This window comes from Mesorhizobium zhangyense (assembly GCF_011045115.1).
In the GTDB taxonomy this organism is placed as follows: Bacteria; Pseudomonadota; Alphaproteobacteria; order Rhizobiales; family Rhizobiaceae; genus Mesorhizobium_M; species Mesorhizobium_M zhangyense.
On sequence record NZ_JAAKZG010000005.1, the window covers coordinates 40,732 to 56,369 of the forward strand.

A 15,638-nucleotide genomic window follows, 5' to 3' on the forward strand; every position below is an offset into this window, starting at 1 on the left:
TTCTCAGGCCGCGCGGCGGGCGGCGGCAGCGGCGGTCAGCCGTGCGCCGTCATGGCCGGTGATGGTGGCGGCAAGGATTTCGCCGGGCTGGCCGCCATCGATGGCCGCCAGTGTGAAACCTTCGGTGCGGCCGATCCCATTGCGCTCGACAAGAAGCGACTGGTTCGTGCCGACCAGCTTGTCCAGATGCCGCCTGTATGCAGCCTCGCCGGCGGCGCGCAGGCGCGCGGCGCGCTCCTTGACGGCGCGGCCGGAAACCTGCGGCATGCGTGCGGCGGGCGTGCCCTCGCGTGGCGAATAGGGGAAGACGTGGAGATGGGTCAGGCCGCATTCCTCGACGATCTTTTCCGAATTCGCGAACATGTCTTCCGTCTCGGTCGGGAAGCCGGCGATGATGTCGGCACCGAAGACGATGTCGGGGCGAAGCGCGCGCACATCCTCGCAGAAGCGGATCGAATCGTCACGCAGATGGCGGCGCTTCATGCGCTTCAGGATCATGTCGTCGCCCGATTGCAGCGACAGATGCAGATGCGGCATCAGCCGCTTTTCGGTGGCGATGGCGTCGAGAAGGTTGTCGTCCGCCTCGATCGAATCGATGGACGACAGCCGCAGCCGCTGCACGTCGGGAACCTGCGCAAGGATCGTCTTCACCAGCTTTCCGAGTTTTGGCGTGCCCGGCAGGTCGGCGCCAAAACTGGTCATGTCGACGCCCGTCAGTACGATCTCGGCATAGCCGTTGCCGGTCAGGCGCTTGATCTGCTCGACCACCGCACCCATCGGCACCGAGCGTGAATTGCCGCGGCCATAGGGGATGATGCAGAAGGTGCAGCGATGGTCGCAGCCATTCTGCACTTGCACGAAAGCGCGCGCCCGGCCCTCGATGGCATCGACCATGTGGGATGCCGTCTCGCGCACGCTCATGATGTCGTTGACGCGGGCCTTTTCGGTGTCGTTGACGCCGAAATCGGGCAGTGCGCGGTAGTTATGCGCCTTCAACTTTTCCTCGTTGCCGAGCACGAGATCGACCTCGCCCATCGCGGTGAAGGCGGCAGGGTCGGTCTGGGCAGCACAGCCGGTGACGATGATGCGGGCGTCGGGATTTTCGCGCCGCGCCTTGCGGATCGACTGCTTGGCCTGGCGCACGGCCTCGGCGGTGACGGCGCAGGTGTTGAAGATGACGGCGCCGTTCTTGAGTTCGCCAAGACCGGCGGCCTCGGCCTCGCGGCGCATCACCTCGGATTCATAGGTGTTCAGCCGGCAGCCGAATGTGACGACATCGACTGCCATCAGGCCGCGCCCTCGATTTCGCGCAGCCATGCGCCGGTGGCGGGATTGAAGTTGCCGGAAAATTCCCACTCCGCCGGGCCGGTCATGACGACGTGGTCGTCGGCGCGCCATTCGACCGTCAGCTGTCCGCCGCTCGGCACGGTGACCTCGACCTTGCGGCCGGTGCGGTTGGTGCGGGCGGCGCAAACGACTGCCGCGCAGGTGGCCGAACCGCAGGCCAGCGTCAAGCCGGCGCCGCGTTCCCAGGTGCGCAGGTTCATGCTTTCGCGCGAGGTGACCTGCGCGATGGAGATGTTGGCGCGCTCGGGAAAGATCGGATGGTTTTCGAGCAGCGGGCCGAAGCGGTCGAGCTCGTAGGACCAGACATCCTCGTCGACCCAGAAGATCGCGTGCGGATTGCCCATGGAGGCGACCGAGGGCGAATGCAGCACCGGCGCGTCGATCGGACCGATCTGCAGCTCGATCATGCGGGTATCGCGGAATTCCTCGGCCAGCGGGATATCCTGCCAGCCGAAGCGCGGAATGCCCATATCGACGGAGATCAGGCCGTCGGCATGTTCCTCGGCATTAAGGATGCCGGCGATGGTCTCGAAGGTGAAGATCTTCTGCCCGGTTTCGGCGGCGAGCGCCTGGACGACGCAGCGCATGCCGTTTCCGCAGGCCTGCGCCATGGTGCCGTCGGAATTGATGATCTCGATATAGTTGATCGTGCCCGGCGTGCGCGGGTCATAGATGGCCATGATCTGGTCGAACTTGGTCGCGGGATCGGCGTTCAGCGCGATGGCCGCAGCAGGCGTAATGCGGTCGGCACGGCTCCGCATATCGGCAACGATGATCTCGTTGCCGAGCCCGTTCATCTTGGCGAAAGGCGCGGTCATGCTCATTTCGGCCTATATGGCGGAAACGACGGCGAATTACCAGTGGAGAAGGGCGTGCCGCAATGGCAACGCCCCTCGTGGTGATCGGCCTGGCCGATGCTAGCTGTTGCGGGTCATCTCGAACAGGAACCAGACGCGGCGCTCGGCTTCGTCGATGAAGTTTTCGAGCAGGCTGGCTGTGGCGACGTCGTTTTCCTCGTCGCAGACATCATGGGTAGAGCGCATGGAGGCGATCAGCGCCTCATTGTCCTGGCGCAGTTCGGCCAGCATATCCTCCGGCGTCACGAAGTCGGCGTCGTTGTCGGGAATGCGCTGGAGGCGAGCGATATGGCCGATCGAGCGCAGCGTGGTGCCGCCCAGTTTGCGGGCGCGCTCGGCAATCACGTCGGTCATGGCGAAAATCTGGTCGCCGTGCTCGTCCAGCAGCAGATGGTAGTCGCGGAAATGCGGCCCGCTCATATGCCAATGGAAGTTCTTGGTCTTCAGATAAATTGCGAAAACGTCGGCCAGAAGGGCATTCAGCGCCCCGGTGATGTCGCGTCGCGCATTGTCGCCGAGGCCGGTTGGCGTGGTGAGTGGGGCCTTGCGGTTCTTCTTGGCCTTGTCCGTATCCGGCATGATGAGCTCCTGTAGGGGTTTGTGCGGTGCCTTCCAGAAATGCTGGCCGTTGAACTCTGTTCCTTGGCCATGTCGAAATTCATACCATAACAGCCTGCAAAGGTCGTTCCGGCTATCTCAAGCAAATGCCTGCGCCAGTTCCACATCGAATCGGCTTGCGAGACGCAGATACTCATCAGCCCATCCACTGCTTATGCTGACCTCCTGAAGAGGGCCGGTGGGCGCAAAAATAACTTTCATCTTCAACTTGTTCGGCATCGAGCCCGATCGAAGCTGCGCGAGCATGTCCTCCATTTCCGCGACAACATCATCTTCATTGTCGAACCGCCGCAGGGCATGAATGACGTCCTGGAACACGTCGATCAGCCCTGCCAGTTTGCTTGCTGTCATGCCGGCTCGGGCTCCTATATCCGCTTTCGTAAGTACCACCGGCACATCCCAGACCTCGCCGGCGAGCATGGCGCGGAATTTCTCGCGGGCGACGCCGTGAGTGTCCAGCGCTTCATGCAGCTTGGCGCGGGGTTCGTCGATCGGCTCGTTGGTGAGCTGGAACGTGCCCCAGTGGCAGCCGGCGGCGAAGGCGGCATCGGCAAGCACCATGCCTTGCACGGCCTCGTCCGGGTTCTGGTGCTGCGGCTTCATGAACCAGCGCGGCTCATAGGCGCCGATCGGCAATATGGCAAAGCGGAAGCCGCCGTGTTTCTCGGCAATCAGGCGGTAGTTGATGCCGTCGTGAAAGCCGGTGTCGCCGGCAAAGTAGATTTTCCCCGCAGGCGTGCCGATGACGAAACCGGCCCACAGCGCCATGCGGCGGTCCTTGGCGCCGCGCGCCGACCAGTGATGGGCCGGCTCGATATGGATGGTGATGCCTTCAAACTCGAAACTGTCGCCCCAGTCGCCGGTGACGACGCGCATTTCAGGTGCCCCGGCACGGATGATGATGTCGTTGCCGTGCGGCGTGATGACCAAGGGGTCGTGCGCGACTTGGAGAAGCTTCAGCGTCGCGACGTCGAGATGGTCGTAGTGATTGTGGCTGACGAGAACGATGTGGATCGGCGGCAGGTCTTCGAAGGCGATGCCGGGCGGGTTCACGCGCTTCGGGCCGGCGAAGGTGAATGGCGACACGCGCTCGGACCACACGGGGTCCGTCAATATATTGAGCCCCGCGACCTGGATCAGCAGCGAGGCATGGCCGACCATGGTGACGCGCAGGTCATCGCCGGCAATCTTTCGCGCCGGTTTTGCCTGGGCGAAGGGCGTCGGCCATGAGACAGGCCATTTTGAGCGGCCGCCGCCGAGCTGCCATTTCAGCAGCGCCGAAAAGCTGCCGGGCGGGGTGCCGTCAGGATTGAAGAAGATGCGGCCGTCGAAATGATCGCTCTTGGGACCCTGATAATAGGGATTCGGTGTCTTCGGTTTGCCGGCCATCGCGGAACTCCTGCGAGCGATGCGCCCGTTATGTTCCCGATCAAGATAAGGGCCAGGACGGCTGGCGCAAGCGTTTGACGACACGAAGGGCTAATGGAGGCGCGTGAAATCTTGATAGGTTCCGGCGGGCGTCATAATGAGCGCGGACGTGGAGGAACGCCATGGCAAAGAAGCGAACCAAGCAGCCCTGGATGGCGGCGGACGATTTCGGCCGCTCGCTGCCGCGCGGCATCGGCGTCAATCTTCTCGTTCGCGAGATCGCGCCCATGGAAGCTTTCTGCCGGGACGTTCTCGGCGCGCAGATCATCTATGCCGACGAGGATTTCGCCGCGATCCAGCTTCTCGGCTCTGTGTTCATGCTGCATGCCGACCATTCCTATCTCAACAATCCGATGACGGGTGTCATCACCGGCGTGGAAACACGGGGCGCGGGGCTGGAGATCAGGCTCTACGGCGCCGATCCCGATCGAATCGAAGTCATGGCGCGCAAGCTGGATCACATCGTCCTGGCCGGTTCGGTCGACAAGCCGCATGGCATTCGCGAATGCCATATCGTCGGGCCGGACGGCTATGTCTTCGTGCCGAGCCTGGCCATCGCTGGTTGAGCCGAGATTCTGCGATATTTTTGCAACAACCGCTGCCGCAAACCGTATTTTAACCATATGCGGTTGAAATCTGCCCATTATCGCCCTGTTTGTAGGGATGGTGAATTTAAGCGGGTGGCGGACCCGGGCTCCGACGGAGGTTTTAGATGATTTTTTCGAGAACGGGCCTGTTGGCCGTATCGCTTCTGGCGCTGGCGGCAAGCGGGTGCCAGAGCGATCGCATGTCTTCGATGGACACGCAGCCCGCGCCGCTTCCGGCTGCTCCGGCAGGCCGCGTCACAACCGGCACGCTGCCGCCTCCGGCTGCTCCCGGTACGACCGATCCGTCGCAGTTTCCGAGTGCACCGGGTGCCGGAACGCAGGTCGCCGGCCTGCCGCCTGCTGCCGCTCCGCAGCCCGACGCCAATGCGCCCGACCTTTCGGCCGGCAGCGTCGCCGGCGTCTGGAATGCTTCCGTTTCCGGCCAGAGCTGCCGCGTCGCCACTCCGCAGACCAAGTTCGGCCAGGGTTTCCGCGCCGGCCCGCTGCGCTGCCCGGCTCCGATCGACGGCGTGAAGTCGTGGAATGTCGCCGGCAAGCAGCTCACCCTCTATGACGAGAACGGCGGAACGCTGGCGCGCCTCTATTCTTCCGGCGCTTCGAAATTCGACGGCCAGACCGAGAGCGGCGTCCCGATCTCGCTCAGCAGATAAGACGCAAGCCGCGTCTTTATTTCGGCGCACGATCCTGTAAGAAAGCCCGCGGCTTTCGGGGGTCGTGCCCGACAGTTCGACCACGGATCTCCAGAGACATGATCAATGCATCTGCGTGACGGTATCCAGACGCGAGCTACCGTCAGGCAGCGTTACGACCATCTCGCCGAGACGGGCGCGCTGGAGCGCGACCCGGCGCAGGAAGTCATCGTCGGCGCACTCGACCGGCTGATCGACGAGCTTTGCTCAAAACGGCTGGCGCAGAAATCCAGCGCGCTCGGCTGGCTGTTCGGCAAGAAGCGCGAGAACCAGGCGCCCGTCAAAGGGCTCTACATCCATGGCGATGTCGGCCGCGGCAAGACCATGCTGATGGACATGTTCTTCGAGCTGGTGCCGGTGCGGCGCAAACGGCGCATCCATTTCAACGACTTCATGGCCGATGTGCAGGATCGTATCCAGAAGCACCGCCTCGCCCGCAAGAACGGCGAGACGAAGGAAGACGACCCGATCCCGCCGGTGGCGGCAGCACTTGCCGACGAGGCCTGGGTGTTGTGCTTCGACGAGTTTTCCGTGACCGACATCGCCGACGCGATGATCTTGTCGCGACTGTTTTCGGCCCTTTTTGCGCAAGGCGTCGTGCTGGTGGCAACCTCGAATGTCGCGCCCGACGATCTCTATCGCGATGGGCTGAACCGCGCGCTTTTCCTGCCCTTCATCAGCATTCTCAAGCGTCATGCCGACGTGCTCGACCTCGATGCCGACAAGGATTACCGGCTTGAGAAGCTGAACCGCATGCCGGTCTATATGACGCCGCCGGGCGCTGAGACCGACCGGCAGATGGACGAGGCCTGGAAGGCGATGACCCATGGCGCGCTGGCAGAGGCTGCGTCACTGACGGTCAAGGGCCGACAGGTGGCCGTGCCGGTCGCTGCCGGCGATGCGGCGCGCTTCACCTTCGCCGAGCTTTGCGAAAAGCCGCATGGCGCGCGCGACTACCTGGCGATCACCGGGCGCTTCTCGACGATCTTCGTCGACCATGTGCCGGTGCTGGCCGAAAACCGGCGCAACGAGGCCAAGCGTTTTATTCTCTTCATAGATACGGTCTACGACCATCACGTCCGGCTGGTGGTCAGCGCCGAAGCGCCGCCGCAGGAGCTTTACGTCGGCAAGCGCGGCACGGAAGCTTTCGAATTCGACCGCACCACGTCGCGGCTGATGGAAATGCAGAGCCGCGACTGGCTCGACGACTGGGCGGTGCGCCAGGCCAAAACGGCCGAAGAGACCGCAGAAGCCGGCAAATCTTTGACAGCGTGATGGTCATTTCGCGAAAACTTTGACGTTTACGTAATTCCAAATGGTTCTAACCGATTGAAATCCTTGAGGTCAAAATAATCGGTTGAATTTTGTACCCTATGGGTCTAATTCCAACGGCGAAATTCTGGCTGCATAACCCTGATCCATCTGGCCTAAACGCTCTATCCACCGGCGCCATCGCGCCCGGTTACAGACAAAGGGAAAACATCCTCACATGGCACGCAACAAGATAGCCCTCATCGGTTCCGGCATGATTGGCGGCACGCTCGCCCATATGATCGGCCTCAAGGAACTCGGCGACGTCGTCCTCTTCGACATCGCGGAGGGCATTCCGCAGGGCAAAGGCCTCGATATTGCTGAATCCTCGCCGGTCGACGGCTTCGACGCGCGCTATACCGGCGTCAACGACTATGCCGGCATCGAGGGTGCGGATGTCTGTATCGTCACCGCCGGCGTGCCGCGCAAGCCCGGCATGAGCCGCGACGACCTGATCGGCATCAATCTCAAGGTGATGGAGCAGGTCGGCGCCGGCATCAAGAAGTATGCGCCCAACGCTTTCGTCATCTGCATCACCAACCCGCTCGACGCCATGGTCTGGGCGCTGCAGAAGTTCTCCGGCCTGCCGAAGAGCCATGTCGTCGGCATGGCCGGCGTGCTCGACTCGGCCCGCTTCCGTTATTTCCTCGCCGACGAGTTCAAGGTTTCGGTCGAGGATGTCAGCGCCATGACGCTTGGCGGCCACGGCGACGACATGGTGCCGATGGTGCGCTATTCGACGGTTGCCGGCATTCCGCTGCCGGACCTCGTCAAGATGGGCTGGACCAGCCAGGAAAAGCTCGACGCCATCGTCGAGCGTACCCGCAAGGGCGGCGGCGAGATCGTCGGCCTGCTCAAGACCGGCTCGGCCTATTACGCGCCGGCCGCTTCCGCGATCGCCATGGCCGAGAGCTACCTCCGCGACAAGAAGCGCGTGCTGCCATGCGCTGCTTACCTCAGCGGTCAGTACGGCGTGAAGGACATGTATGTCGGCGTGCCGGTGGTGATCGGTGCCGGTGGTGTCGAGCGCATCATCGAGATCGACTTCAACAAGACGGAAGAAAAGATGTTCGAGACGTCGGTCGCGGCCGTGAAGGGCCTTTGCGAAGCCTGCGTCGGCATTTCGCCCAATCTCGGCGGCAAGTGAGGATCGGCTCATGAACATCCATGAATATCAGGGCAAGGCGCTGCTGAAGGGCTTTGGCGCGCCGGTTGCCGAAGGCGTTGCGATTTTCAACGCAGGCGAGGCCGAGGCTGCTGCCAAGAAACTGCCCGGACCGCTCTATGTGGTGAAGAGCCAGATCCATGCCGGCGGCCGCGGCAAGGGCAAGTTCAAGGAGCTTTCGGCGGACGCCAAGGGCGGCGTGCGGCTGGCGAAGTCGATCGAAGACGTCGTCGCCAACGCCAAGGAAATGCTCGGCAACACGCTGGTAACCAAGCAGACCGGCCCGGCCGGCAAGCAGGTCAACCGCCTCTATATCGAGGACGGCGCCGATATCGACCGCGAACTGTATCTCTCGATCCTCGTCGACCGCACCGTTGGCCGCGTTGCCTTCGTGGTTTCGACCGAAGGCGGCATGGATATCGAGGCTGTCGCTCACGACACGCCGGAAAAGATCATCACCGTTGCGATCGATCCCGAAAAGGGCGTGACCGCCGAAGACCTAAAGGCGCTGAACGGCGCGCTGAAGCTTTCGGGCGAGGCGGCTTCGGATGGCGAAAAACTGTTCCCGATCCTCTACAAGGCCTTTGTCGAGAAGGACATGAGCCTGCTCGAGGTAAACCCGCTGATCGTCATGACCAATGGCCGCCTGCGCGTGCTGGACGCCAAGGTGTCGTTCGACAACAACGCCCTGTTCCGCCATCCCGACGTGCTCGAACTGCGCGACACGACCGAAGAGGACGCGAAGGAGATCGAGGCGTCGAAATACGACCTCGCCTATGTCGCGCTCGACGGCAATATCGGCTGCATGGTCAATGGCGCCGGCCTTGCCATGGCGACCATGGATATCATCAAGCTCTATGGCGCTGAGCCGGCGAACTTCCTCGATGTCGGCGGCGGCGCTTCCAAGGAGAAGGTCACGGCGGCGTTCAAGATCATCACCGCCGACCCGGCGGTCGAAGGCATCCTGATCAACATCTTCGGCGGCATCATGAAGTGCGATGTCATTGCCGAGGGCGTGATCGCGGCGGTCAAGGAAGTCGGCCTCAAGGTTCCGCTGGTGGTGCGCCTCGAAGGCACCAACGCCGAGCTCGGCAAGAAGATCATCAATGAGAGCGGCCTGAACGTCGTTTCCGCCGACGATCTCGACGATGCGGCCAAGAAGATCGTTGCGGCGGTGAAGGGCTGAGCCGATGCCTCCGCGCAAGATAAATCTCGTCGAGGCGGCGGATGCCAGGATCGATAAGGTCTTCGATCCGCATATCGCCGGCGACGTGAACGATGCGCAGGCCAAGGTCGCCAAATTCGGTGCGATGTTTGACTGGCACGCGCATGACAATGAGGACGAGGCTTTCCTCGTCCTGCGCGGAAAAATCGCCATCGATTTTCGCGATGGCCCGGTCGAACTAAGCGAGGGCGACTTTATTGTCGTGCCTCGCGGCGTCGAGCATCGGCCGCGCTCCATCACCGAAGAACCCGTTGTGCTGATGTTCGAGCCGGCAACGACGCTCAACACCGGTAACGCGAAAAGTGAATTGACCGTCGCAAACCTCAAGCGGCTTTAGGGGAAACAATGTCCATCCTCATCGACAAGAACACCAAAATCCTCGTCCAGGGCCTGACCGGCAAGACCGGCACGTTCCACACCGAGCAGGCGCTGGCCTATCACGGCACCAAGATGGTCGGCGGCATCCATCCGAAGAAGGGCGGCGAGAGCTGGACCGGCGCCAAGGGCGAGACCCTGCCGATCTTCGCAAGCGTTGCCGAAGGCAAGGAAAAGACCGGCGCCAATGCGTCCGTCGTCTATGTCCCGCCGGCAGGTGCGGCCGAAGCGATCATCGAGGCGATCGAGGCGGAAATTCCGCTGATCGTCTGCATCACCGAGGGCATCCCGGTTGCCGACATGATCAAGGTCAAGGCGCGCCTCGACCGTTCGACGTCGCGCCTCATCGGTCCTAACTGCCCGGGCATCGTCACGCCCGACCAGTGCAAGATCGGCATCATGCCCGGCAACATCTTCCGCAAGGGCTCGGTCGGCGTTGTTTCGCGCTCCGGCACGCTTACATATGAGGCGGTGTTCCAGACGACGAATGCCGGGCTTGGCCAGTCGACCGCCGTCGGCATCGGCGGCGATCCGGTCAAGGGTACGGAATTCATCGACATGCTCGAAATGTTCCTGGCCGATGACGAGACCAAGTCGATCATCATGATCGGCGAGATCGGCGGTTCGGCCGAGGAAGACGCCGCGCAGTTCCTGATCGATGAGGCCAAGCGTGGCCGCAAGAAGCCGATGGCCGGCTTCATCGCCGGTCGCACTGCTCCCGCCGGCCGCACCATGGGCCATGCAGGCGCTGTGATCTCCGGCGGCAAGGGCGGTGCGGAAGACAAGATCGCGGCGATGGAAGCGGCAGGCATCCGCGTGTCGCCGTCGCCGGCACGTCTCGGCACGACGCTGGTTGAGGCGATCAAGGGGTAGGGTCGGGCTGATGTCCCTTGAGGACAAGATCATTCTCTGCATTCCGGGTCCGTGGGAGGACCAGAGGGCTTTTGTGCGGGCTGTTGCCGAGGCGTCGAGGCCTGACGGTGATTACCTCGTGACAGGAGTGATCATGACGCACGGGCCGAATAAGAAGGCGTTCGATTTCGAGTTTTGCGATCGAGATGAGCGTATGGCCGAAGCCTTTGCGTCTGCAGGCATAGCGACTCGGATTCGCGACGACTTCCTCGATGAAATCGAGGCACACAAAAGCGTCGTTTATTTGAAGTCGACAGAGCTGCAATCTCTTGAGACGGCAGAGGCGATCGCAAAGGCGGCGTCCCATTTGATAAAGGCCGGCGGTATCGGAGTGAAGGTCGAAACGGCTGGCAAAGCGTTCACGGCCAGTCAATGGTTTGAGGAGATGGAAACTGTATCTGTCAGTTTGTACTGGCTGATGGTGCTCGATTCGGTCACTGACGACACTACAATCTATAGCTGTGGCATGCGCAATTTTGGCCTGTCGGACTCGATCGTTTCAGACGAGGGGCTCCAGTTGTCAGTGCCGCTGCTGCGCGATTTCAATAAATACCAGCTTTATCAGCAACCAGTGCTTTCGGCTGGACAAACTTTCCGTCGGGAAGAAGGCGGACCGACATACCGGCTTAGCATAGAAGAAAATCAGCCCGATCGGCATATGGATATCTATTCAAATCCCTTCGGCATGTGGCGGCTCAGTCGCGTCGGGCCGGAAAATAGAACGTAGAATGTAAGGAGACGGAGCAAAGGGCTCCGAAAAACAAAATGGCACGTAACGATCAGGCCAACGACCAATTTTCCCTCACTTCGTTCCTCTACGGCGGCAACGCTGATTATATCGATGCGCTTTACGCCGCCTATGAGGACGATCCGTCATCGGTCGATCCGGAATGGCAGGATTTCTTCACTTCGTTGAAGGACGACGCCGGCGACATCAAGAAGAACGCCAAGGGCGCTTCCTGGTCGACGCCGAGCTGGCCGCTGCAGTCGAACGGCGAACTCGTCTCGGCGCTGGACGGCAACTGGGGCCTGGTCGAAAAGCAGATTGAGAAGAAGGTGAAGGACAAGGCCGTTGCCAATGGCGTGGCCCTTTCCGACATTGACGTCCTGCAGGCGACGCGCGATTCCGTGCGCGCGATCATGATGATCCGCGCCTATCGCATGCGCGGCCATCTCCATGCCAATCTCGATCCTCTCGGCATCGCCAATCCGATCGAGGACTATAACGAGCTTTCGCCGGTCTCCTACGGCTTCACCGAAGCCGATTATGACCGCAAGATCTTCATCGACCATGTGCTCGGGCTCGAATATGCAAGCATCCGCGAGATGCTCGACATCCTGACGCGCACCTATTGCTCGACGCTCGGCGTCGAATTCATGCACATCTCCAACCCGGAGGAGAAGGCATGGATCCAGGCCCGCATCGAGGGACCTGACAAGGGCATCGCGTTTACCGCCGAAGGTAAGAAGGCGATCATGCAGAAGCTGATCGAGGCGGAAGGCTTCGAGCAGTTCATCGATGTCAAGTACAAGGGCACCAAGCGCTTTGGCCTCGACGGCGGTGAATCGCTGATCCCGGCGCTGGAGCAGATCATGAAGCGCGGCGGCGCGCTCGGCATGAAGGACATCGTGCTCGGCATGGCCCATCGCGGCCGCCTCAACGTGCTGTCCCAGGTGATGGCCAAGCCGCACCGCGCCATCTTCCACGAATTCAAGGGCGGCTCCTATGCGCCCGACGACGTCGAAGGCTCGGGCGACGTGAAGTACCATCTTGGCGCATCGTCGGACCGCGAGTTCGACGGCAACAAGGTGCATCTGTCGCTGACGGCCAACCCGTCGCATCTGGAAATCGTCGACCCTGTCGTTATGGGCAAGGCCCGCGCCAAGCAGGACCAGCTCTACGGCCGCACGCCGCGCGACGAGATCGTGCCGCTGGAGGAACGCGCCAAGGTGCTGCCGCTGCTGCTGCACGGCGATGCGGCCTTTGCCGGCCAGGGCGTGATCGCCGAAATCCTCGGCCTGTCGGGCCTGCGCGGCCACCGCGTTGCCGGCACGCTGCATTTCATCATCAACAACCAGATCGGCTTTACGACGAACCCGCGCTTCTCGCGCTCGTCGCCCTATCCGTCTGACGTCGCCAAGATGATCGAGGCGCCGATCTTCCATGTGAACGGCGACGATCCGGAAGCGGTGGTTTATGCCGCCAAGGTGGCGATCGAATTCCGCATGAAGTTCCACAAGCCGGTGGTGGTGGACATGTTCTGCTATCGCCGCTTCGGCCACAATGAGGGCGATGAGCCGGCATTCACCCAGCCGATCATGTATCGCAACATCCGCACCCACAAGACGACGGTGCAGATCTATGGCGACAAGCTGATTGCCGAGGGCCATATCAGCCAGGAAGAGTTCGACAAGATGAAGGCCGACTGGCGCGCTCATCTCGAATCCGAATGGGAAGTCGGCCAGCACTACAAACCCAACAAGGCCGACTGGCTGGACGGCGCATGGTCGGGCCTGCGCACGGCCGACAATGAGGACGAGCAGCGGCGCGGCAAGACGGCAATGCCGGTCAAGACGCTGAAGGAAATCGGCAAGAAGCTGACCGAGGTGCCGCAGGGCTTCGAGGCGCACAAGACCATCCAGCGCTTCCTCGAAACGCGGCGCAAGATGATCGATTCGGGCGAAGGCATCGACTGGTCGACGGCGGAGGCGCTGGCCTTCGGCTCGATCCTGCTCGACGGCAATCCGATCCGGCTTTCCGGCCAGGATTCGGAGCGCGGCACGTTTTCGCAGCGCCATTCGGTGCTTTACGACCAGAAGGACGAAAACCGCTACATCCCGCTCAACAACCTCTCGGCTGCCCAGGCGAATTTCGAAGTCATCAACTCGATGCTTTCGGAAGAGGCCGTGCTTGGTTTCGAATATGGCTACTCGCTGGCCGAGCCCAAGGCGCTGACGCTGTGGGAAGCGCAGTTCGGCGACTTCGCCAACGGCGCGCAGGTGGTGTTCGACCAGTTCATCTCGTCGGGCGAGCGCAAGTGGCTGCGCATGTCGGGTCTCGTCTGCCTCTTGCCGCATGGCTATGAAGGCCAGGGGCCGGAGCACTCATCGGCAAGGCTGGAGCGTTTCCTGCAGCTTTGCGCCGAAGACAACATGCAGGTCGCCTACTGCACCACGCCGGCTAACTATTTCCACATCCTGCGCCGGCAGCTCAAGCGCGACTTCCGCAAGCCGCTGATCCTGATGACGCCGAAGTCGCTGCTGCGACACAAGCGGGCGGTGTCGACGATCGGCGAAATGTCGGGCGAAAGCGCCTTCCATCGCCTGCTGTGGGACGATGCGCAGATGCTGCCGGACCAGGCGATCAAGCTCACCAAGGATTCGAAAATCCGCCGCGTCGTGCTGTGCTCGGGCAAGGTCTATTACGATCTCTACGAGGAGCGCGAGAAGCGCGGCATCAACGACATCTACCTGCTGCGCGTCGAGCAACTCTACCCGTTCCCGGCCAAGGCGCTGATCAACGAGTTGTCGCGCTTCCGCGGCGCGGAGATGGTGTGGTGCCAGGAAGAGCCGAAGAATATGGGTGCGTGGTCGTTCATCGACCCGTATCTGGAGTGGGTGCTCGCCCATATCGACGCCAAGCATCAGCGCGTGCGCTATACGGGCCGCCCGGCGGCGGCATCGCCGGCAACGGGCCTGATGTCGAAGCATCTGGCGCAGCTCCAGGCGTTCCTCGACGACGCGCTCGGCGAATAATCCCTCAGTTCCAAAAACGGATAGGCAAAAAATGGCTACCGAAATCCGCGTCCCGACCCTCGGCGAATCCGTCAGCGAGGCGACCATCGGCAAATGGTTCAAGAAGGTCGGCGATGCGATTGCCGTCGACGAACCGCTGGTCGAGCTTGAAACCGACAAGGTGACGATCGAAGTGCCGTCGCCCTCCGCCGGCACGCTGACCGAAATCGCAGCAGCCGAAGGCGAGACTGTCGGCGTCGGCGCCATTCTCGGCACAATTTCGGCAGGTGCGGGTACTGCTGCCAAGCCCACTGCTAAGGCGGAAGCCGCCAAGCCCGATGCCGTGGCGCAGGCTGCCGGTGCCTCCAGCGCTTCGACCACCAAGGAAGCCGCCGAAAAGACCGCAAAAATCGCGGGCGAAGCTGAGATTGAAGAGCGCAAGATGCCGCCGGCTCCGGCCGCCGCCAAGCTGCTTGCCGAGAGCAACGCATCCGTCGATCAGGTGACCGGAACCGGCAAGCGCGGCCAGGTGCTGAAAGGCGACGTGCTCGACGCCATCTCCAAAGGCTTCTCTGCGCCGGCCGCTTCGGCGCCGGCTGCCGCTCCGGCGGCTGCGCGCGTGCCATCGTCTGCGAGCGAGGAGGCACGCGAGGAACGCGTGCGCATGACCAAGCTGCGCCAGACGATTGCGCGCCGCCTCAAGGAAGCGCAGTCGAACGCCGCCATGCTGACGACCTTCAATGAGGTCGACATGAAGGCGGTTATGGACCTGCGCACGAAATACAAGGACGTGTTCGAGAAGAAGCACGGCGTGAAACTCGGCTTCATGGGCTTCTTCACCAAGGCGGTGACGCATGCGCTGAAGGAAATCCCGGCAGTGAATGCCGAGATCGACGGCACCGACATCATCTACAAGAACTACGCCCATATCGGCGTCGCCGTCGGCACCGAAAAGGGCCTCGTCGTGCCGGTGGTGCGCGATGCCGACCAGATGTCGATCGCCGAGATCGAGAAGGAAATCGGCCGGCTCGGTCTGGCGGCGCGTGACGGCAAGCTGTCGGTGGCAGACATGCAGGGTGGCACCTTCACCATCTCCAATGGCGGCGTCTACGGCTCGCTGATGTCGACGCCGATCCTGAATGCGCCGCAGTCGGGCATTCTCGGCATGCACAAGATCCAGGACCGTCCGGTGGTCGTCGGCGGGCAGATCGTCATCCGCCCGATGATGTATCTGGCGCTGTCCTATGACCACCGCATCGTCGACGGCAAGGAAGCCGTGACCTTCCTGGTGCGCGTCAAGGAAAGCCTGGAAGACCCGGAACGTCTGGTGCTGGACCTCTGAGGTCCGGCCGTTTGAATTGGCGCATG

13 protein-coding genes and 1 pseudogene are annotated in these 15,638 nt (G+C 62.1%); 10 read left to right on the forward strand and 4 right to left on the reverse strand.

Annotated elements, in window-relative coordinates:
* Positions 1 to 3: 3 nt before the first annotated feature.
* From mtaB to G6N74_RS12990, 4 genes and pseudogenes are all read right to left on the reverse strand, one after another.
* The gene (gene mtaB / locus G6N74_RS12975; protein WP_165117955.1) at positions 4 to 1,287 is read right to left on the reverse strand and encodes a tRNA (N(6)-L-threonylcarbamoyladenosine(37)-C(2))-methylthiotransferase MtaB; all 1,284 of its coding nucleotides are present in this window, start codon (positions 1,285 to 1,287) and stop codon (positions 4 to 6) included.
* Positions 1,287 to 2,171, reverse strand: coding sequence for a diaminopimelate epimerase (dapF, locus tag G6N74_RS12980; protein WP_165117957.1), 885 nt, complete (start codon positions 2,169 to 2,171; stop codon positions 1,287 to 1,289). Before dapF ends, mtaB begins: the two co-directional genes overlap by 1 nt.
* A 93-nt stretch (positions 2,172 to 2,264) precedes the next feature.
* Positions 2,265 to 2,783: a Dps family protein gene (locus G6N74_RS12985; RefSeq protein ID WP_091908676.1), complete on the reverse strand. Its 519-nt coding sequence runs from the start codon at positions 2,781 to 2,783 to the stop codon at positions 2,265 to 2,267.
* Positions 2,784 to 3,206: 423 nt separating this feature from the next.
* Positions 3,207 to 4,211 (reverse strand): annotated as a pseudogene (locus G6N74_RS12990) (MBL fold metallo-hydrolase); the annotation flags it as partial.
* A 161-nt stretch (positions 4,212 to 4,372) separates the two neighbouring features.
* Here G6N74_RS12990 and G6N74_RS12995 point away from each other — a divergent pair.
* The 10 genes from G6N74_RS12995 to odhB all read left to right on the forward strand — a co-directional run bounded on the left by G6N74_RS12995 (position 4,373) and on the right by odhB (position 15,612).
* The gene (locus G6N74_RS12995) at positions 4,373 to 4,816 is read left to right on the forward strand and encodes a VOC family protein (RefSeq protein WP_165117961.1); all 444 of its coding nucleotides are present in this window, start codon (positions 4,373 to 4,375) and stop codon (positions 4,814 to 4,816) included.
* A 146-nt stretch (positions 4,817 to 4,962) separates the two neighbouring features.
* Positions 4,963 to 5,508: a protease inhibitor Inh/omp19 family protein gene (locus tag G6N74_RS13000; protein WP_165117963.1), complete on the forward strand. Its 546-nt coding sequence runs from the start codon at positions 4,963 to 4,965 to the stop codon at positions 5,506 to 5,508.
* Positions 5,509 to 5,613: 105 nt separating this feature from the next.
* Positions 5,614 to 6,822, forward strand: coding sequence for a cell division protein ZapE (gene zapE, locus G6N74_RS13005; protein ID WP_165117965.1), 1,209 nt, complete (start codon positions 5,614 to 5,616; stop codon positions 6,820 to 6,822).
* Between the two features lie 214 nt (positions 6,823 to 7,036).
* Positions 7,037 to 8,005, forward strand: coding sequence for a malate dehydrogenase (mdh, locus tag G6N74_RS13010; protein ID WP_165117968.1), 969 nt, complete (start codon positions 7,037 to 7,039; stop codon positions 8,003 to 8,005).
* 10 nt (positions 8,006 to 8,015) lie between these two features.
* Positions 8,016 to 9,209, forward strand: coding sequence for an ADP-forming succinate--CoA ligase subunit beta (gene sucC / locus G6N74_RS13015; RefSeq protein ID WP_165117970.1), 1,194 nt, complete (start codon positions 8,016 to 8,018; stop codon positions 9,207 to 9,209).
* A 4-nt stretch (positions 9,210 to 9,213) separates the two neighbouring features.
* Positions 9,214 to 9,585, forward strand: a complete 372-nt coding sequence (locus tag G6N74_RS13020; RefSeq protein WP_165117972.1) for a cupin domain-containing protein — start codon at positions 9,214 to 9,216, stop codon at positions 9,583 to 9,585.
* An 8-nt stretch (positions 9,586 to 9,593) separates the two neighbouring features.
* The gene (sucD, locus tag G6N74_RS13025; RefSeq protein ID WP_091908696.1) at positions 9,594 to 10,496 is read left to right on the forward strand and encodes a succinate--CoA ligase subunit alpha; all 903 of its coding nucleotides are present in this window, start codon (positions 9,594 to 9,596) and stop codon (positions 10,494 to 10,496) included.
* A gap of 10 nt (positions 10,497 to 10,506) precedes the next feature.
* Positions 10,507 to 11,262, forward strand: a complete 756-nt coding sequence (locus G6N74_RS13030; protein ID WP_165117974.1) for a hypothetical protein — start codon at positions 10,507 to 10,509, stop codon at positions 11,260 to 11,262.
* 38 nt (positions 11,263 to 11,300) lie between these two features.
* Complete coding sequence (locus G6N74_RS13035) at positions 11,301 to 14,291, forward strand: 2-oxoglutarate dehydrogenase E1 component (protein ID WP_165117976.1); 2,991 nt, start codon at positions 11,301 to 11,303, stop codon at positions 14,289 to 14,291.
* A gap of 31 nt (positions 14,292 to 14,322) precedes the next feature.
* The gene (gene odhB, locus G6N74_RS13040; protein WP_165117978.1) at positions 14,323 to 15,612 is read left to right on the forward strand and encodes a 2-oxoglutarate dehydrogenase complex dihydrolipoyllysine-residue succinyltransferase; all 1,290 of its coding nucleotides are present in this window, start codon (positions 14,323 to 14,325) and stop codon (positions 15,610 to 15,612) included.
* The last annotated feature ends 26 nt before the right edge of the window (positions 15,613 to 15,638 follow it).